Raw genomic sequence first — 17,105 nt, forward strand, 5'->3', positions numbered from 1 at the left:
GGATCGAGAGCGGGCGCATCGGTGCGCCTGATCCAGTGTGCGTCGCGGTCGGGCAACTTGTCAACCGGTTGACCATTCCACGCGCGCTGCTGCTTCCTTTGCGACGCCGGTCACCTCGGCGCTGCTCCCGCCGCAACCGGTTGACCGACCGGTACGCTCACTGCATGCCCGCGTTCAGCCCGGACGACCCCCTCAACATCCGACTCGAACTCGAGTCCGTGCCCGTCGGGTCCCCCGCCTCGGTGGTCGCCCGACAGCTCGTCTCGCTGCTCACCGCCGGCGAGCTGGCCCCCGGCTCACGGCTGCCCTCGGAGCGGATCCTGTCCGAGCGGCTCGGCGTCGGACGCTCGGCCGTCCGTGAGGCCCTCGCCGCCCTCGAGATCCTGGGCATCGTGCAGATCCGCCCCGGCTCGGGCACCTACCTGCGCGGAGGCACCTCGGACCTGCTCCCGACGACCCTGTCGTGGGGCCTCATGCTCGCGTCGAACCGCACCCGCGAGCTGCTCGAGATCCGGTCCTCGCTGGAGCGCACGGCCGCGATCCTCGCCGCGCAGCGCGCCACCGACGAGCAGATCACCGAACTCGGCGAGTACCTGGTCCGGCAGGAGGCGACGCTCGACGACCCGCAGGCCTTCATCGACGCCGACGTCCGGTTCCACGTCCTGCTGGCGCGGGCGTCCGGCAACGACGTGCTCGCCGATCTGCTGCAGAGCCTGCGCTCGATGCTGAGCGTCTGGGTCGCGCGGCGCGTGCAGACCCGGCAGGCGACCGAGGCCGCGTTCCACGAGCACCGCGCCGTCTTCGAGGCCTTGCGCGTCCGCGACGTGTCCGCCGTGCAGCGCGCGATGGACGCGCACATGGCCACCGCGAGCGCACGCATCGAGCACGCCGAGCCGCTGCCCGCCGACGAGTAGGGCGTGCACGCGGTCGCTCGCTTCGTGAGCAGGAATGGTCGGGTCCGTCGAGCCGACCCGACACCTTCTGCTCACGATCGGGGCGGACGGGAGGCCCGGGTCGTGCCCGCCTCGCACGGTGCGGTGTTGCCGGGGCGGCAACACCGCTTGGGTCCGGCCCGGCACGTGCGCTGGAGTAGCTGCATGCACACCCACCACGACGGCTCCGCCGCCGGATCTGCCACCGATGTCACCGATGTCACCGCCGCACCGTCCGCCCGGGACTGGTGGGAGGCCCGCTACGCCGAGCGCGACGGCATCTGGTCCGGCCGGGTGAACGCCGTGCTCGCCTCAGTGACGTGGGGGCTGCCGGTGGGGCGGGCGCTCGACCTCGGCTGCGGCGAGGGCGGCGACGTGGTGTGGCTCGCCGAGCAGGGCTGGGACGTGACGGGCATCGATCTTTCCGTGACGGCGCTCCAGCGTGGTTCGCGGGCTGCCGTCGCCGCCGGGGTCCAGGAGCGGACGGCGTTCGTTGCCGCTGACCTCGGCCGGTGGGACACCGCCGCGCGGTTCGACCTGGTGACCGCGTCGTTCCTGCAGTCGTGGCCGGTGGAGATCCCCCGAACCGACATCCTGCGTCGGGCCGCCGGCTTCGTCGACGTCGGTGGGCACCTGCTCGTCACCGCACACGCCGCTCCCCCGCACGACGACCTGCCGCCCGAGCTGCGGGAGTACCGGTTCCCCGCGCCGGCCGATGACCTCGCCGCCCTGCAGCTCGACGACGGGTGGGACGTCCTGGTCGCCGAGGTCCGGCCGCGCACCGCGACGACACCGGAGGGTGATCCGCACGAGGTGCTCGACAGCGTCGTGCTCGCCCGGCTGACGCGCGGGTAGCGTCGGCGGTGTGAGCACCGACGACGGCATCCGCGCACTCGTCGTGGACGGTGTCGAGGTCGCCGTCGAACGCAGCGGCGCCGGCACGATCGCCACGTCGTCCCCTCGGCCGTACCTGCACCCGGTCCGGACCCTCGGCGGCACCGTCGTCAGCGCGCACCACCCCGGCGACCACGACTGGCACTGTGGCGTCGGTGTCGCGATCCCGGGCGTCGACGGCGTGAACTGCTGGGGCGGCCGGACCTACGTCGCGGGGCTCGGCTACGTGTGGCGCGACGACCACGGCTCGGTCGAGCTGGTGCACGCGGAGCAGCACGACACGATGTCCGCCGAGGCACTCGTCTGGCGGGGTCCGGACCGCGCGGTGGTCCTGCGCGAGGACCGCACCCTCCGCTGGCGTGCGGTCGCCAGCGGGTGGGAACTGTCCTGGTCGTCGTCGTTCCGCACCCCGGGTGACACCCCGGTGCACCTCGGGGGCCCGGGCAGCAACGGCCGAGACGGAGCCGGCTACGGCGGCTTCTTCTGGCGGTTCCCCGAGTGCACGGGGGTCGCCGTCCGGACCGCCGACGCCGAGGGCGAGACCGCCGTGCACGGCTCGGTCACACCCTGGATCACCTGGTCGGCGGTGTTCGACGGCGGTCCGGCGACGATCCGGATCGAGGCCGTCGACCACCACGACCCCTGGTTCGTCCGCGCTGAGGAGTACCCCGCGATCGGCTCGGCCCTGGCGTGGGACACCCCCGCCGTCGTGCAGCCCGGCGAACCGCTGGTCCGCTCGTTCCGCGCGACGATCACCGACGGCGCTACGCTCGCTGGATGAGCACAGGGGACTGGGAGTCACGCGTCGCGGCGCTGTGGGACGACGAGACGACCGACGACCAGCAGCGGATCGAGCGGATGCGCGACCTCGCCGCCGACGCTCCGCACGCAGCGCTCGGCGCGTTCGAGCTCGGGGGTGCCTTCGACTCGGGCGGACACGAGGCCGATGCCGACGTGCAGTACGCCGCCGCGACCGCAGCCGGCCTGGACTCCGTCGACCCGGACCGCGCAGCCAGGATGGTCGTCCAGCACGCCTCGACCCTGCGGAACCTCGGCCGGATCGACGCGGCCATCGCGATGCTCCGCGACGCGCCGGAGCACCCGGCCACCGGGGCGGCACCGCGGGTGTTCCTCGCGCTCGCCCTGCACAGCGCGGGACGCTCCGCCGAGGCGCTGCGCGTCGCGATCGAGGCCGTCGAGCCGACGCTCCCCCGGTACCACCGGTCCGTCCGTGCCTACGCGGCGGCCCTCACCGAGGACTGACGCGCCTCAGGCGATCGCGACCTCGCCCCGTGCGAGCAGTGCACGGGCCCGACCGGCGTCGGCAGCCGGTGGCCGGCCGTGCAGCGCGCGGTAGTCACGCGAGAAGTGCGAGGCGCTCCGGTACCCCACCGCCGCCGCAGCCTGGGCGGCGGTGTCGCCGAGCACGATCATCCGCCGCCGGGCCTCCCCCAGACGCAGCCGCCGCAGGTACTGCACGGGGCTCATGCCGGTGACCTGCCGGAAGCGTGCGAACAGTGTCGACTCGCTCGTCCGGACCGCCGCAGCCAGGACCGCCACCGACCACGGGTCCGCCAGCCGTTCTGTGAGCAGGGCGGTTGCCGCGGCGACGACGTCGCCGTCCCGGTTGCCGATCGCGGCCAGGATGCGCGGTGCCTGGTCCGTCTGCAGCAGGCGGAGCACCACCTCGCGGGTGACGAGCGGGGCGAGGACGGCCATGTCCTCCGGAGCATCGAGCAGTCCGACGAGTCGGGCGAACGCATCCGCCAGGGCCGGGGTCCAGCTGCCGAGTCGTGCCGGCGGCGCCTCGTCCTGGTGCGGGCGGGACATCGCCGTCGCGACCTCGGCCACCACCGCGGGGTCGAGCTGCCAGACGACCGCGACGAACCCCGCGGGTGGTTCGACCTCGACCACCCCGGCGATCACGGGCAGGTCGACGGGCGTGATGATGAAGCGTTCCCGACCCCAGAGCTGGTCGTCGTCCCCCACTATCGAGCGCTTCCGTCCGGCGAGCACCACCGACACCGACGGCGTGTAGCGCTGGTACCCGAGGTCGGTCGGACGGTCGACCCGGGCCAGGCGGAGGCCGAGCCGTCCGGCGCGTTCCGTGTCGTCGAGGTGGGCGAGGACGCTCTGCAGCGCACGGTCCAGCCGGTCCGAGGTGACGTCGTCCATGTGCCCATTCTGTCGAGGCATCCGACGCGAGTGGTGCCCGTGCGGGATCCGGCAAGCACTCCGGAGTCTTGGGCAATCACCGACGGGTCCGTCGGACCGAGCATCGGAGCATGCAGACCAATGAAGCACTCCTCGACTCCCTGACCACCGACGACCGACTGGTCGGCCGCACCGCGCTGGTGACCGGCGCCTCGAGCGGCATCGGTGAAGCCGTCGCCCGTGTCCTCGCCGCCTCCGGCGCCACCGTCGCGGTCGCCGGCCGCGACCCGGAGCGCACGCAGGCCGTGGTGGACACCATCACCGCGTCCGGAGGCACCGCCGTGGCCGTGATCGGCGACCTGAACACCCACCCCGACGCGGTCCGTGACCTCGCCGCCCGCGCAACCGAGGCCCTCGGCGGCCGGGTCGACGTGCTCGTCAACAACGCCGGCGTCTACCCGGTCGGCCCCACCGCACTGCTCGCCGACGACGACGCCGAAGCCCTCTGGGCCACGAACGTCCGCGCGCCGCACGTGCTGGTCGGAGCGCTGGCCCCTGCGATGGTCGAACGCGGCTCGGGCGTCGTCGTGAACGTCGGCTCGTGGATGTCCCGCGTCGGCGTCCCGTTCACGGCGCTCTACCCGGCGACGAAGGCCGCGGTCGAGCAGCTGACCCGCGCCTGGGCAGCCGAGTTCGGACCGCACGGCGTCCGGGTGTCGACCGTGTCGCCCGGGGCCACCGCGACACCGGGCAACGCGGACTCGCACGACGTCCTCGCGCAGATGACGGCGGGCACCCCCGCCGGAGCACCCGTCCGCCCCGTCGACGTCGCCTTCGCCGTGCGCTGGGTGGCCTCCGACGAGGCGACCTTCGTGCACGGCGCCACGATCGACGTGGACGGCGGCCTGGCCGCGACCCGCCTCGGCTGAGCGCGCCCCGCACGAGCGGGCGGAACACCCGGGTCAGCACACGGACGCACCCCGGCATTTCGCCCGCTCGGCAGCGCCAACCGTCGCGCACGAACCCCCCCCACCACGAGCGGGCGAAACACCCGGGTCAGCACACGGACGCACCCCGGCATTTCGCCCGCTCGGCAGCGCCAACCGTCGCGCACGAACCCCCACCACCACGAACGGGCGAAACACCCGGGTCAGCACGCGAAGGCACCCCGGCATTCCGCCCGCTCGGCAGCGCCAACCGACGCGCACGAACCCCCACCACCGCGAACGGGCGGAACACCCGGGTCGACACACGGACGCACCCGGGCATTTCGCCCGCTCGGCAGCGCCAACCGACGCGCACGAACCCCCACCACCACGAACGGGCGGAACACCCGGGTCGACACACGCAGGCACCCGGGCATTTCGCCCGCTCGGCGGGAGTCGGTCAGCCGGGCATCGGATCCGCGCATGGTCACGACGCACCGCTGGCAGGTGGTCGAGCGGTCACGGACCGTCGCGCGGGAGCGCGCCAGGCGACGGATCGTGACCACTCGGCGGACGGCGTGGGCGCGGCGGTGGGCGCGACCACCACACGGTCGGGAGGCGCGGTGCGGGCCGGCACCGGGCCTCCCGTCAGGCGGTGTGGTCGCCGACCACCCGTGGGACCGGCAGCGAGTCGCTGGTCGTGCGCAGGGACTCCTGGCGGATCTCGAGCTGCGAGACGGCGAGCGCCGCCAGGTCGCGGAGGTTCGCGAGGTCGTCCTCGGTGGCCTGCCGCGGGCGGGTGTCGAGCACGGCGAGGGTCCCGATCGGTGCGCCGTCGTGCTTCACGAGCGGGACGCTGACGTAGAAGCGGATGCCGAGCGGGCCGGTGACCAGGGGGCTGTTCCGCATCTCGGGGTGCGCGGAGCCGTCCGGGATCACGACGGGGACGGGGACCGGGGCGAAGCCGTTGCGGAAGCTGATGCTGCGGGCCGCCTCGTCGACGCCCTCGGCGATGTACGACTGGGACCACTCGCGGTCCTCGTCGAGGACCTCGACCAGGGCGATCGGTGCGTCGAAGAGCCGGGCCGCCATCGCCGTGGTGCGCTGCAGCGACTCGTCAGGCAGGGTGTCGAGGGTCGCCGGGCGGTCCGTCTCGGGGCGCATCGGTACCGGAGCCGTCTCGTCGGTCGGCTCGACCACGTGGTCGCTCGTGGCGGTCTCGGCGATCACGACGTCGCGGAGCATCGTGACCAGCTCGGCGCCGAGCGGGCGGGCCGCGGGGTCCTGCGCGGTCATGGCACGGAGCAGGTGCTTCCAGTGCTCGGGCAGGGGCTCGGGGACCACGGGGTCGCGGGACAGCCGGGCGACGGCGGACTCGACGAGCGAGCCCGGGAACTCGCGACGGCGGGTGAAGCACTGCAGCAGCACGAGGCCGAGCGAGTAGACGTCGCTCGGCGGGCCGACCTCGCCGCCGCGCGCCTGCTCGGGGCTGAGGTACGCGGCGGTGCCGGTGGTCACGCCGTCGGCGGTCAGGCGTTCGACGCCGGCGGCGAGCGCGATGCCGAAGTCGGTCAGGCGCGCGCGGGCCCGGTCGGAGCCGTTGCCGTAGTCGACGAGCAGGATGTTCGACGGCTTGATGTCGCGGTGCACGACGCCGTGGGCGTGGATGTAGTCAAGGGCCTCGGCCATGTCGTAGCCGATCTCGGCGATGTGCCGCGAGGCGAGCGGGCCGACGGCCAGGCGCTCCTCGAGGTCCTGCCCGACGACGAGCGACATCACGATGTAGCGCTGCTGCGTGCCGTCCTGCCCGGTGACGACACCGGCGTCGAGCAGGCTGACGAGGTTGTGGTGCTCGAGGGACGCCAGCACGCCGAGTTCGGCCTCCTGCCGGGCGATGTCGACGATGCCCGCGTGGAAGAGCTTGATCGCGACCGGGCGGTGCAGGCTCTCGTCCACACCCCGGTAGACGACGGACATGCCGCCCTGGCCGATCGCTTGCTCCACGCGGTACCGACCGTCGAGCAGCGGCGCGCTCGCGTCGTGTTCTTCCGTCGGGATCATCCAACCCTCGTTCTCGGCTCCGGCACCAACGATGCATCTTCGCATCCCGACGGGTATCTCGTTGACGGGCGACGTTTCGCGGCTGATCGCGCGCCGTGCGGCGGCGCGGCCGTGCGGCGGCGGCGCCGTGCGGCGGCGCGGCCGTGCGGCGGCGCGGCCGTGCGGCTTGCAAGACACCGGTGTTCGCGGGTCGAACACGCGCAGACCGCGGTTCAGCCTGCGAACACCGGTGTTTTGCGCACCCACCCCGTCAGCGACGCGTCGCGACCGTGCTCACGCGGAGGTCCTGGAAGGTGCTGGTGAAGCCGGAGCCTCCGAGCGAGATGAGCCCGACTCGGGGTGCACTGCCGAGGTCCGCCGTCCAGGTCCCGCCCCGGACGAAGTGCCGCCCGTCCAGGCTGGTGTAGGCCGTGTACCGGTCCTCACCCCGGACCTCGCGGTGGACGATCCGGAGCGTGGTGGTGTCCCCGACCGGACCGACGACCATGTTCCCGTAGCTCGGCGCCCCGGCCGGTTGCCCGGACACCTGCTTGCCGAACTCGGTCTGGCGGGTGTTGAAGATCGAGTTCGACGTGAGCCGGACGTAGTTGCCGTCGTCACCCCAGACGATCAGGCCGCCCTGCACGTAGTTCAGGCCGTCGCCGGTGGCCGGGGTGTCCACCCCGACCGTGGTCTGGAGCACGTAGTCACCACGGGGCGCCGGTTCGGACAACACCGATGCGAGCGGCGTCGCCGGCGGGTGGATGTCGGCGTCCTGCGTCTGCCAGCGGAACGTGCCGTCGGCGACGGTCCAGGTGGACGGGTCGGGCGCACGCGTCCACGTGAGCGCGGCGGGCAGCGCGGCACCGTCGAACGAGGTCGACAGCCCGCGGATCGTCCGCCCCGGCACGTCGACCGGGGCGGTGGACGCCCGGTACGTCGGCCGTTGCCCGGGCTGCGCGACCGGCCCCGGCTGCACCGTGTCGGACGGCCCCGCACCACCGCGGACGACCGGCCAGCCGCCCTGCCAGTCGAGCGGGTCGATCAGCGCCGGCCGCTTCGTGTAGGTCGGCTGCCCCGCGTAGTACGGGTCGGTGCGGTCCGCCGCGTGGTAGATGATCCAGTCCTGGCCGGCGAAGTCGGTGACCACGGTGTTGTGCCCCGTCCCCACCCAGCGGTTGCCGTTCTGCGCGAGCAGGGGCGTCCCGCCGACCCGGGTGCTCGTGATCGCCACACCGTCGCGGTCCGTGAACGGCCCGAGCGGGCTCCGTGACCGGGCGACGAAGACGCCGTAGCCGGTCAGGGCGCCGTTGCAGCAGTTCGTGGCGGAGCCCATGAAGTACCACCAGCCGCCGTGCCGCATCAGGTACGCGCCCTCGTAGCGGTTGTCGATCGCGATCTGCCGCTCGGTCGACGGGTCGGATCGCAGGCCGTCCGCGCTGAGCCGCCGGACGTTCACGCCGCCGAAGTAGCTGCCGAAGTACAGGTAGGTCGTGCCGCCGTCGGTGATGACCTCGGGGTCGAAGGCCCACCGCGCGCCGTCGCCGTTCGGTGCGGTCTGCGGTGCCACGACCGGTCCGCCGGAGTCCTTCCACGGACCCGTCGGGCTCGAGCTCGTCGCCACCCCGACCGCGGAGCCGCCGCCGCTCGGGCCCGTCGCCGACGGGGTGTCCGACGCCGCGTAGTACAGGTACCAGGTGCCGGCCCGGCCACGGTCCCCGGCGCGGTACACGACGTCCGGCGCCCAGATCCCGTTCGCGTCGCCCACCCAGGCGGGCTTCGTCGGGAAGGCGTCGTTCACGTACGTCCAGTGGGTCAGGTCGGTCGACCGGTACGTGGGCACGGCGTGCTGCACGAGGGACCCGTCGGGGTTCTGCTCCGTCGCGGTGAGCGCGTCGGTGGTGCAGTAGAGGTACCAGTTGCGGTCGCGTCCGGCTCCGTGGATCACGGTCGGGTCCGCGCAGCTCGCGGCCGTCTGCCCGTCGGGCAGGCTGAGCGCGACCGGGTTCTGGTGGTTGGGTGCCGTGCGGCCGTGCCGGCTGGCGGCGCTCGACGCCGCGGTCGTGGTGGTGGTCGCCCGGATGGTTCCGCCCGGCACCGCGGACGCATCCGCTGGTGCAGCCTGGAGGCCCGTGGTCGCGACGCCGAGGAACGTCACGACGGCGAGGAGTGCGGTGGACGATCGGCGCATGCCTGACCTGCTCTCGTCGTTGAGGGAGGTGCTGCTGGAGGGACTGCGGGTGTCGACGGGCGACGTGCGCGAGCGTACGCTCGGCTCGACGAAGGAGTCATGCCATGCCCGCGAGGTTCGTCTACTGGATCAACGTCTCCGTCGACGGGTTCGTCGAACGGGCCCCAGGCGAGCACGACGGCCTGGACGGACCCGACTGGATCCGGATCGACGAACCGCTGCACCGCGAGTTCAACGCCCGCGCCGCGGCGATGACCCTGTCCGTCGAGGGCCGGGTGGTGCGCGACATGATGGACCCGTTCTGGCCCGACGCCCGGCACGACGAGTCGATGCCGCAGTACCTGCGCGAGTACGGCGAGATCTGGACCGCGCAGCCGAAGATCCTGGTGTCCCGCACACGGACCACCGCCGACCACGACACCCGGGTCATCGGTGGCGACGGCGACGCGATCACCGAGCTGGCTTCGATCCGTGCCTCCGGCGAAGGGGACATCGGCGTGGGCGGACCGAGCATCGCGAGTCAGCTGCTCGATGCCGGGCTGCTCGACGAGGTCATGCTCTTCACGCACCCGTCGGTGCTCGGCGCCGGCCGCCCGTTGTTCGATCCGCCGCTCTCGGGGCACCGCCCGCTCGTGCAGCTCGACCTGCTCGAGCAGCAGCGCTACGACAACGGCGTCACCCTGCACCGGTACGACGTCCGGCGGTCCTGAGCGCTCGCTCGGTCAGTCCTCGACGGGCTCCGCGCCGATCACGCGGACGTTCCAGGCGCTGTCGCGGTCGCTGTCGAACCCGTTGAAGGAGATGCTGTCGACGTCGGCACGCCAGGTTCGCCGCAGGTCGATGCGTTGCTCGCCGTCGCCGCAGGGCAGCGCCTCGGTGATGTCGTTCCGCGACGTGCTCCCGGAGACGACCGTGACGGAACCGCTCATGTGCCCGTCACCGAAGCACGAGAACTCGAGGTGGTCGACCGTTTCCGGGTGCGCGAACGTGATCGTGATGCCACGGTCGATCTCGTCGTCGTTCCCCGTCGCGCTCTGCCCGGGGGATTCCGGGGCGTACATCGCACCGAGATCCCGGTCCGAGTCGGTGGCCATCTGGCGCTTCTCCCAGGCGTGCAGCGCGGCCTCGTCGACGGGCGGCGGCCCGGCACAGCCGGCCAGCAGGAGCACACCCGCGATCGCGGGCAGGAGCAGGGCGGGGACGGAACGCACGCTGTGAGCCTAGTGACGCGGTGACCCGCACCGCGGAACGACAGGAGGCGCGGTGCCGGCTGGCACCGCGCCTCCCGGCCGTGGGTGGTCGCGTCAGACGTCGCGACGGCGCGCGAGTGTCAGGGCGAGGCCACCGATGACGAGCACCTCGGCCGCGAGGACGCCGAAGCCGCCCCATCCGTTCAGCACGACTCCGCTGTTGTCAGCCGCGCTCGCGCCGTCGTACGTGTAGGCGTACAGCTGCCCGCCGGCCATGTCCGGCAGGAACGCCGCGATGTTCGTCGGCCACTCGACCTTCATGAGCCCGGCCATCAGGCTCAGCACCACCGGCAGGACCAACAGGATGCCGAGCGTGATCGCGATGCCACCGGCGCTCGAGCGGACGAGCAGACCGATGCCGTACGCGAGGAGCGCCAGCAGGGTCAGGAAGACCGACGAACCGAGGATCGGCATGAAGACCGACGGGTCGCCGATCTCCGGCTCGACACCGTTGCCGGCCATCAGCGGGAGCGAGATGAGGACGCCGATCCAGGTGGCGACGGCGCTGACCACGAAGGTCGTGACGGCGAGGACGGTGGCCTTCGCCAGGATCACGCCGGTGCGACGGGGGTCGGCGGTGAAGGTCGAGCGGACCTGGCCCGTGCCGTACTCACCGGTGATGATGAGGACGCCGAGCACGCCGACGACGAGCGACGAGAGCAGGACGCCGACGGTGTTGGCGTTGACGAACGTGCCGTTGGCGATGTCCGTCGGCAGGTCCTGCCCGCCGCTGTTCGTGTTCGCACCGACCAGCGCGGCCATACCGATCGTGACGACGACCAGGATCGCGTAGCACCAGAACGTGGACCGGATGCTGCGCAGCTTGATCCACTCGCTCCGCACCAGGTGCGGGAACGACAGACGGGTCGAGCCGCTCATCCGGGTCGACGGCGTGGTGGGCGAGGTGGTGGCGCTCATCGGGTGCCCTCCGATCGGTACTCGACGTCGTCGCGGGTGAGGGCCATGTAGGCCTCTTCCAAGCTCGCGCCGGTCGGGGTGAGTTCGTGCAGGGGGACGCCGGCCTGCGCGGCGATGTTGCCGACCGTCGGGGCGTCGGGCCCGACGACGAGGAACGATCCGTCCTCGCGCTGGGTGACCGCGGCGTTCGGGCCGATGGCGGTGAACAGGCCGTTCGGGTCAGGCGTGCGGACGATGACGCGGCTGACGGCGGCATCGGTGCCGGCAGCGGCGCCACCACCGGCGACGAACTCGGCGATCGGGGCGTCGGCGAGGACCTTGCCCCGGCCGAGCACGACCACGCGGTCGGCGGTCTGTGCCATCTCGCTCATCAGGTGGCTGGAGAGGAACACCGTGCGGCCGTCGGCGGCCATGCGGCGGGCGAGCTGACGCACCCAGAGCACGCCGTCGGGGTCGAGGCCGTTGACGGGCTCGTCGAGGATCAGGGTCTTCGGGTCACCGAGCAGTGCGGCAGCGATTCCCAGGCGCTGCCCCATGCCGAGCGAGAACCCGCCGACGCGCTTCTTCGCGACGGAGTCGAGGCCGGTCATGTCGATGACCTCGTGCACGCGGGACTTCGGGATGCCGTGGGTCGCCGCGAGGGAGAGCAGGTGGTTGTAGGCGCTGCGCCCCGAGTGCACGGCCTTCGCCTCGAGCAGGGCGCCGACCTGCCGGAGCGGGTCGCGGAAGCTCGTGTAGGGCTGGCCGTTCACGGTGGCGCTGCCCGATGTGGGCCGGTCGAGCCCCATGATCATGCGCATCGTGGTGGACTTCCCGGCGCCGTTGGGCCCGAGGAAGCCGGTCACACTGCCGGGACGCACGACGAAGGAGACGTCGTCCACGGCGGTCTTCGGACCGTACTGTTTGGTGAGATGGCTGACTTCGATCACGGCCTCGACGCTACGGGAGCGCTCGGCGTCGCCGCGTCCGCCGTTGGGGGGAGATGTGTGCTCCCACAGGGTGACGCGGGCGCGGGCGGGCCGGGGTCGCGCGGGTTTTCGCGCTGGGCGACAGTTCACGCGCGCGGCCGGCCGTGAGGTGTCGCTGGACGCGAAGTGATCAGGCGGGGTGGTGCGCCGGGCGTTCGTCGCCAGGGTCACGAGCGAACGCGAGGCTCTCCTCGATGATCGACAGCACGACCGCGAGTTCCTCGACGTCGCGCGGGCCGTAGACCATGAACTCGGTTCCGTGGTCCTCGTACTGGTGCGGGATCGCCCAGCCGAGCTCGGTCAGTTCGGCTCCCCGTGCGACCGGGAGGCAGAGGTGGACCGAGGTGTCCTCGACGCCGTGCAGGTGCACGGGCTCGAGTCGTCCGTCCGGTGCCAGTGACGTCCACGGGACGACGTGGTCGCGCTGATCGCGCAGGAACAACGCGCGTGACGACGCGGGCGACACCTGGCTGTGCCCCTCTTCGACGCCGGGCAGCGCGACGGCACTCCCGACGAGCGCTCCCCACAGTTCCGGGGTCGCGCGGTCGGTGAGCTGACGCTGGGGACCGGCGTCGGACACGGCGGGCCGTTCGCCGCGGCGGATGGACCTGATCATTGCTCGACGATACCGTGTCGGCCGGGCTGCATCGCTCCTGTTCGGGCCCTCACGAGGACGGGGAAGCGTCCGCGTCGATCTCGTACGCCTCGAACCGGACGTCGGCGAGGATCGCGTCGACGAGCGACCGCGACCCGGCGACGATCGTCGAGTCCCAGTCGATCTCGGTGGCGAGCACCCACTCGTGCCCCTTGGGCCAGAGCATCTGCGGGGTGTGCCCGAAGCCGACGTACGTGCCGACGCGGGCGTCGTCCGTCCAGGACGGGTCGCTGAGCTGCGGCAGGGACATGGAGAGCAGGAAGCACTCGCGGGCCGGCCACGGGAAGCGCGGCCCCGCGAGCGACTCCCGGAGCGCTGCCTGCTCCCGCAGGTGCTGCGCCTGCCTCCGGTCGATGTGCGCCTGCATCTCGACGCGCTCGGCCGCCGTCGGCTCGCCGCTCCCCTGCCACCCGAAGCCCAATGTCGACGTCCCGTTCAGGTCCCCCCATCCGTCCCAGATCGCCCCGATCAGGTCGTCCGGCGTCGACGTCGCCTCGGCGAGGAGTTCAGTGAGGGCGGCGAGTTGCCTCGGCTCGTACCAGCCCTCTTCGGGTGGATGGACGACCCAGCCGTCCTCGAAGGGCAGGTCCGACTCGTCGTCCCGACCGCTGACCGTCTGCCACGACACGAGGGGGTCGATCGTCCGACGGGTGCGCTCGGCGACGTCGCCCCAGCGCCACTCGGACGACTCGAGGACCGGGTGCTCGTCGTACTCGTCCACGGTCGTCCGGTCTTCGCGATCCGCTCGGAGCGGGTGCAGGATCCGGACGTACGCCTCGAAGCCGGTGCCCGCGACGCCGCCGAACGTGGCGAACGCGCCGGCCCGGGCCAGCAACCAGTCGCCCCGCGAGACGTCCTTGATCAGTTCCACGTGTCGAGCCCTGGCTGCCCGTGCGGGTCAGCTCGCCTGCGGGCGGGGTGCTCGGAGGCCGGGGAACTCGTCGTCGCGCCACTCCCCCTCGGCGCGCGCGCCGTTGCTCACCGACTGTTCCTCGCGCTCCCGGAGCTCCACGCGGCGGATCTTGCCCGAGATGGTCTTCGGGAGCTCCGCGAACTCGACGCGGCGGACGCGCGCGTAGGCGGGGAGAGCCGTGCGTGCGTACTCCAGGACCTGCCTGGCGGTGTCGGCCGACGCCTCCCATCCGGTGGCCAACGTGACGTACGCCTTGACGACGTTGAGACGGGCGTCGTCAGGGGCCGGGACGACCGCGCTCTCGGCCACGGCCGGGTGCTCCAGCAGGGCGCTCTCCACCTCGAACGGCGACACCTTGTAGTCCGAGGACTTGAACACGTCGTCGGTGCGACCAATGAAGGTCAGCTCACCGTCGGCGTCGCGGACGGCGATGTCGCCGGTGTGGAAGAAGCCGTCGCGCATCGACGAGGCCGTGCGGTCGGGATCGCCGAGGTACTCGGCCATCAGGTTGACGGGCCGCTCGGTGAGGTCGAGGCAGACCTCGCCCTCGTCGCCCGGTTCGCCGGTGACGGGGTCGAGCAGCGTCACGGTCACACCGGGCAGCGGCTTGCCCATCGCGCCGGGCGTCACGGCGGCACCCGGGGCGTTGCCGATGATCGCCGTCGTCTCGGTCTGCCCGTAGCCGTCGCGGATGGTGAGGCCCCACGCCGCTTCGACCCGGCCGATGACCTCGGGGTTGAGCGGCTCGCCGGCCGAGATGAGCTCGCGGAGCGCCCGCGGCTTCACGCCGAGGTCGGACTGCAGCATCATCCGCCACGCGGTCGGCGGCGCGCAGAACGTGTTGACCTCGGCCCGCTCGAGCTGCGCGAGGAGTGCAGCGGGGTCGAAGCGCGCGGTGTTGTGGATGAACACGGTGGCCTCGGCGATCCACGGCGCGAAGAAGCAGCTCCAGGCGTGCTTGCCCCACCCGGGCGAGCTGATCGTGAGGTGCACGTCACCGGGCCGGAGGCCGAGCCAGTACATCGTGCTGAGGTGTCCGACCGGGTACGACGTCTGGGTGTGCACGACCATCTTCGGCTTCGACGTCGTGCCGGACGTGAAGTAGACCAGGCACGGGTCGGTCGTGCGGGTGACGACGTGGGGGCGGACCTCATCAGTGGGAGCGGGCTCGCCCAGGTCGCTCGGGTACTCCGTCCACCCGTCAGCGGGACCACCGATGACGATGCGCGTGAAGGACCCGCGGACGTCGTCGTACTTGTGCGTCTCGCCGCGGTTCGTGATGACGTGCGCCACCGAGCCCCGGTCGACACGGTCCTGCAGGTCGGCGGTGTCGAGCATCGTCGAGGTCGGCAGGATGACCGCACCGAGCTTGATCACGGCGAGCATCGTCTCCCAGAGCTCGAGCTGGTTGCCGAGCATGACGAGGACGTGGTCGCCCTGCTGCACGCCGAAGCCGTGCAGGCGTGCGGCGAGCCGATCGGACCGTGCTGCCATCTCGGCGTAGCTGAGCCGCTGCTCACGACCGTCCTCCTCGACGATCCAGAGCGCGGTGCGGCTGTTGTCGGTCGCGATGACGTCGAACCAGTCGGTCGCCCAGTTGAACCTGTCGCCGACGTCCGGCCAGCGGAACCCGGCGCGTGCCGCTTCGGGAGAGTCCGCGGCGAGGAGTTGGTCGCGGGCGGCACGGTACGCGGCGGTCGGGTTCACATCAGGCACGGACCGATCATGCCGCATCCGTCTCGGCATGCTCACGAAGACCGCCGTCAGCGCCCGGTCGCCCGGCCGTTCCCCCGCACGACCGCACCGAGCACCCGGATCGTCTCGTCGGTGTCGACGTGCAGGTGCGCCCCGATACCGAGCGCACGTGCGGCCTCGATGTTCTCGGGCACGTCGTCCACGAAGAACACCTCGTCCGGGTCCGCCCCGAGGCGCTCGAGGGTGATCCGGAACGCGTCGGCATCGGGCTTGTTCACACCGATCTCGTGGGAGTAGCAGATCGGGTCGAACACCGACGAGAACCGGAAGCGCCGCTCCTCTTCCTCTCGAGCACCATCGCCCGAGTTCGACAGGATCGCGAGGCCGATCGTGCCGCGGAGTCCGGCGAGGAAGTCGTACAACGGCTGGTTCAGGGTTCCGCAGTACGCATCCCAGAAGTCGGCCCGCATGACGGCGAGCTGGTCGGCCCCCAGCCCGAGCGCCGTACCGATCGCGCCCCAGTACCGGTCGACGACGCCGGTCCGACGGGAGGCGTCGGGCAGGTCGGCCGCGACGAGGCGAGCGGAGAAGTCGTCCGTCGTCATCCCGAGACGCTCGGCCCACCGCGCCCGGAAGCGTCCGGGCCAGGCGGCGTCGTCGACGAGTTCGAGGACCCCGCCCACATCGAGCAGCAGCCACCGCACGGCGGGCCCGGCGGCCCCGGCCGTCCCGCCGCTCACAGCGATCCCCGCAGCTGCCGGATCATCTCGACCTCGAGTTCGCTCGGTTCGAGGACGTACGCCTCGGTCGCACCCGTCGGCTCGTAGCCACGTCGGGCGTAGAAGGCCTGCGCACGGGTGTTCCCCTGGTGCACGTGCAGCCGCAGGGCCGACCCGTGTGCCCCCGCCCACACCTCGATCTCGTCGAGCAGCGCATCGGCGACACCGGCGGTGCGACCCCGGTGCGACGGTACGACGTAGACGCCGACCAGGAGCGGCCCGACCCGGGGGCCGGGCACGAACACCCCCATCGTCCCGAGCCACCGGCCGTCTGCGTCGATCGCGGCGAGGGTGGTCCCGCCGACGTCGTGCTCACGGCGGCCGCGTCGACGCCAGTCACGCTCCTGCAGCCGCTCAGCGTCGGCGAGCCGCTCCCCGTACGCCTTCGGGGTGTCCCGGAGCATCTCGAGCCGCAGTGCCCGGACGGACTCCCAGTCGTCCTCCGTGGTCGATCGGATCGTTGTTCCCCGCATGACCCGAGCCTAGGGGCGACAGGCCCGGAGAACTCGTTCCAATCCGTCTGGCGGACGACGCCGAATCACCTGCAACGACCGGGAAACACCCGGAGCGCTCACCAGCCGCACATCGCTGGTTCTCCACCCCACCAAGGGTGTGTTCGGCGCGCACACAGCAACCGCGCCGAGCGCGACAACAGCAAAGGACTGATCACGATGCGTAAGAGCCTCAAGACCTCCATCACCCTCGCCACGACCGGCGCCCTCGTCCTCGGCGGTGCCGCGTTCGGGATCTCCTCCGCCCAGGCCGCGACCCCGAACGTGCACACGGTGTC

General features: G+C 72.2%; 17 protein-coding genes. 6 read left to right on the forward strand and 11 right to left on the reverse strand.

Features of this window, described 5'->3' with window-relative positions; translation table 11 throughout:
• The first annotated feature begins 164 nt into the window (after positions 1–164).
• From BR70_RS0104675 to BR70_RS0104690, 4 genes are all read left to right on the forward strand, one after another.
• Positions 165–914, forward strand: a complete 750-nt coding sequence (locus BR70_RS0104675; protein ID WP_027465119.1) for a FadR/GntR family transcriptional regulator — start codon at positions 165–167, stop codon at positions 912–914.
• Between the two features lie 183 nt (positions 915–1,097).
• Positions 1,098–1,787 (forward strand): class I SAM-dependent methyltransferase, encoded by a 690-nt coding sequence (locus BR70_RS0104680; RefSeq protein ID WP_027465120.1) that lies wholly within the window; start codon positions 1,098–1,100, stop codon positions 1,785–1,787.
• Positions 1,788–1,797: 10 nt separating this feature from the next.
• Positions 1,798–2,607 (forward strand): DUF6807 domain-containing protein, encoded by an 810-nt coding sequence (locus BR70_RS0104685; protein ID WP_027465121.1) that lies wholly within the window; start codon positions 1,798–1,800, stop codon positions 2,605–2,607.
• A complete protein-coding gene (locus tag BR70_RS0104690; RefSeq protein WP_027465122.1) occupies positions 2,604–3,089 on the forward strand; it encodes a tetratricopeptide repeat protein in 486 nt (161 codons plus the stop codon). Before BR70_RS0104685 ends, BR70_RS0104690 begins: the two co-directional genes overlap by 4 nt.
• Before the next feature lie 6 nt (positions 3,090–3,095).
• On the opposite strand, the gene BR70_RS0104695 is transcribed toward BR70_RS0104690, so the two are convergent.
• On the reverse strand, positions 3,096–4,001 hold the full coding sequence (locus tag BR70_RS0104695; RefSeq protein WP_027465123.1) for an AraC family transcriptional regulator: 906 nt from the start codon (positions 3,999–4,001) through the stop codon (positions 3,096–3,098).
• Positions 4,002–4,111: 110 nt separating this feature from the next.
• Between BR70_RS0104695 and BR70_RS0104700 the strand changes: the two genes are divergently transcribed.
• Positions 4,112–4,909, forward strand: coding sequence for an SDR family NAD(P)-dependent oxidoreductase (locus BR70_RS0104700; RefSeq protein WP_027465124.1), 798 nt, complete (start codon positions 4,112–4,114; stop codon positions 4,907–4,909).
• A 645-nt stretch (positions 4,910–5,554) separates the two neighbouring features.
• Here BR70_RS0104700 and BR70_RS22745 read toward each other — a convergent pair.
• Positions 5,555–6,967 (reverse strand): protein kinase domain-containing protein, encoded by a 1,413-nt coding sequence (locus tag BR70_RS22745; RefSeq protein WP_081827251.1) that lies wholly within the window; start codon positions 6,965–6,967, stop codon positions 5,555–5,557.
• 250 nt (positions 6,968–7,217) lie between these two features.
• The gene (locus tag BR70_RS0104710) at positions 7,218–9,137 is read right to left on the reverse strand and encodes a family 43 glycosylhydrolase (protein WP_051596644.1); all 1,920 of its coding nucleotides are present in this window, start codon (positions 9,135–9,137) and stop codon (positions 7,218–7,220) included.
• 104 nt (positions 9,138–9,241) lie between these two features.
• On the opposite strand from BR70_RS0104710, the gene BR70_RS0104715 reads away from it, so the two are divergent.
• Complete coding sequence (locus tag BR70_RS0104715) at positions 9,242–9,847, forward strand: dihydrofolate reductase family protein (RefSeq protein WP_027465126.1); 606 nt, start codon at positions 9,242–9,244, stop codon at positions 9,845–9,847.
• Between the two features lie 12 nt (positions 9,848–9,859).
• Here BR70_RS0104715 and BR70_RS0104720 read toward each other — a convergent pair whose 3' ends face one another.
• The 8 genes from BR70_RS0104720 to BR70_RS0104755 form a co-directional block, all read right to left on the reverse strand.
• Entirely contained in the window at positions 9,860–10,348 is a 489-nt protein-coding gene (locus BR70_RS0104720) for a hypothetical protein (RefSeq protein ID WP_027465127.1), read from the reverse strand.
• A gap of 93 nt (positions 10,349–10,441) precedes the next feature.
• Positions 10,442–11,305, reverse strand: a complete 864-nt coding sequence (locus BR70_RS0104725; protein ID WP_027465128.1) for an ABC transporter permease — start codon at positions 11,303–11,305, stop codon at positions 10,442–10,444.
• A complete protein-coding gene (locus BR70_RS0104730) occupies positions 11,302–12,234 on the reverse strand; it encodes an ABC transporter ATP-binding protein (RefSeq protein WP_027465129.1) in 933 nt (310 codons plus the stop codon). The genes BR70_RS0104725 and BR70_RS0104730 overlap by 4 nt, the downstream gene beginning before the upstream one ends.
• A gap of 169 nt (positions 12,235–12,403) precedes the next feature.
• The gene (locus BR70_RS19570) at positions 12,404–12,889 is read right to left on the reverse strand and encodes a luciferase domain-containing protein (RefSeq protein WP_027465130.1); all 486 of its coding nucleotides are present in this window, start codon (positions 12,887–12,889) and stop codon (positions 12,404–12,406) included.
• 49 nt (positions 12,890–12,938) lie between these two features.
• Positions 12,939–13,799 carry a hypothetical protein gene (locus tag BR70_RS0104740; RefSeq protein WP_027465131.1) on the reverse strand — a complete coding sequence of 287 codons (861 nt, stop codon included), beginning with the start codon at positions 13,797–13,799 and terminating at the stop codon, positions 12,939–12,941.
• A gap of 27 nt (positions 13,800–13,826) precedes the next feature.
• Positions 13,827–15,575: an AMP-binding protein gene (locus tag BR70_RS0104745; protein WP_051596645.1), complete on the reverse strand. Its 1,749-nt coding sequence runs from the start codon at positions 15,573–15,575 to the stop codon at positions 13,827–13,829.
• A gap of 29 nt (positions 15,576–15,604) precedes the next feature.
• Positions 15,605–16,276: an HAD-IA family hydrolase gene (locus BR70_RS0104750; protein ID WP_051596646.1), complete on the reverse strand. Its 672-nt coding sequence runs from the start codon at positions 16,274–16,276 to the stop codon at positions 15,605–15,607.
• Positions 16,273–16,788 (reverse strand): GNAT family N-acetyltransferase, encoded by a 516-nt coding sequence (locus BR70_RS0104755; protein ID WP_027465134.1) that lies wholly within the window; start codon positions 16,786–16,788, stop codon positions 16,273–16,275. The genes BR70_RS0104750 and BR70_RS0104755 overlap by 4 nt, the downstream gene beginning before the upstream one ends.
• Positions 16,789–17,105 lie beyond the last annotated feature (317 nt).

Source organism: Curtobacterium sp. UNCCL17 (assembly GCF_000686685.1).
In the GTDB taxonomy this organism is placed as follows: Bacteria; Actinomycetota; Actinomycetes; order Actinomycetales; family Microbacteriaceae; genus Curtobacterium; species Curtobacterium flaccumfaciens.

Bases quoted from the DNA above. Each gene is read 5' to 3' on its own strand.
- BR70_RS0104675 (WP_027465119.1), top strand. From the start codon at position 165: ATGCCCGCGTTCAGCCCGGACGACCCCCTCAACATCCGACTCGAACTC.
- BR70_RS19570 (WP_027465130.1), bottom strand. From the start codon at position 12,889: ATGATCAGGTCCATCCGCCGCGGCGAACGGCCCGCCGTGTCCGACGCC.
- BR70_RS0104700 (WP_027465124.1), top strand. From the start codon at position 4,112: ATGCAGACCAATGAAGCACTCCTCGACTCCCTGACCACCGACGACCGA.
- BR70_RS0104725 (WP_027465128.1), bottom strand. From the start codon at position 11,305: ATGAGCGCCACCACCTCGCCCACCACGCCGTCGACCCGGATGAGCGGC.
- BR70_RS0104695 (WP_027465123.1), bottom strand. From the start codon at position 4,001: ATGGACGACGTCACCTCGGACCGGCTGGACCGTGCGCTGCAGAGCGTC.
- BR70_RS0104710 (WP_051596644.1), bottom strand. From the start codon at position 9,137: ATGCGCCGATCGTCCACCGCACTCCTCGCCGTCGTGACGTTCCTCGGC.
- BR70_RS0104745 (WP_051596645.1), bottom strand. From the start codon at position 15,575: ATGCGGCATGATCGGTCCGTGCCTGATGTGAACCCGACCGCCGCGTAC.
- BR70_RS0104755 (WP_027465134.1), bottom strand. From the start codon at position 16,788: ATGCGGGGAACAACGATCCGATCGACCACGGAGGACGACTGGGAGTCC.
- BR70_RS22745 (WP_081827251.1), bottom strand. From the start codon at position 6,967: ATGATCCCGACGGAAGAACACGACGCGAGCGCGCCGCTGCTCGACGGT.
- BR70_RS0104680 (WP_027465120.1), top strand. From the start codon at position 1,098: ATGCACACCCACCACGACGGCTCCGCCGCCGGATCTGCCACCGATGTC.
- BR70_RS0104715 (WP_027465126.1), top strand. From the start codon at position 9,242: ATGCCCGCGAGGTTCGTCTACTGGATCAACGTCTCCGTCGACGGGTTC.
- BR70_RS0104690 (WP_027465122.1), top strand. From the start codon at position 2,604: ATGAGCACAGGGGACTGGGAGTCACGCGTCGCGGCGCTGTGGGACGAC.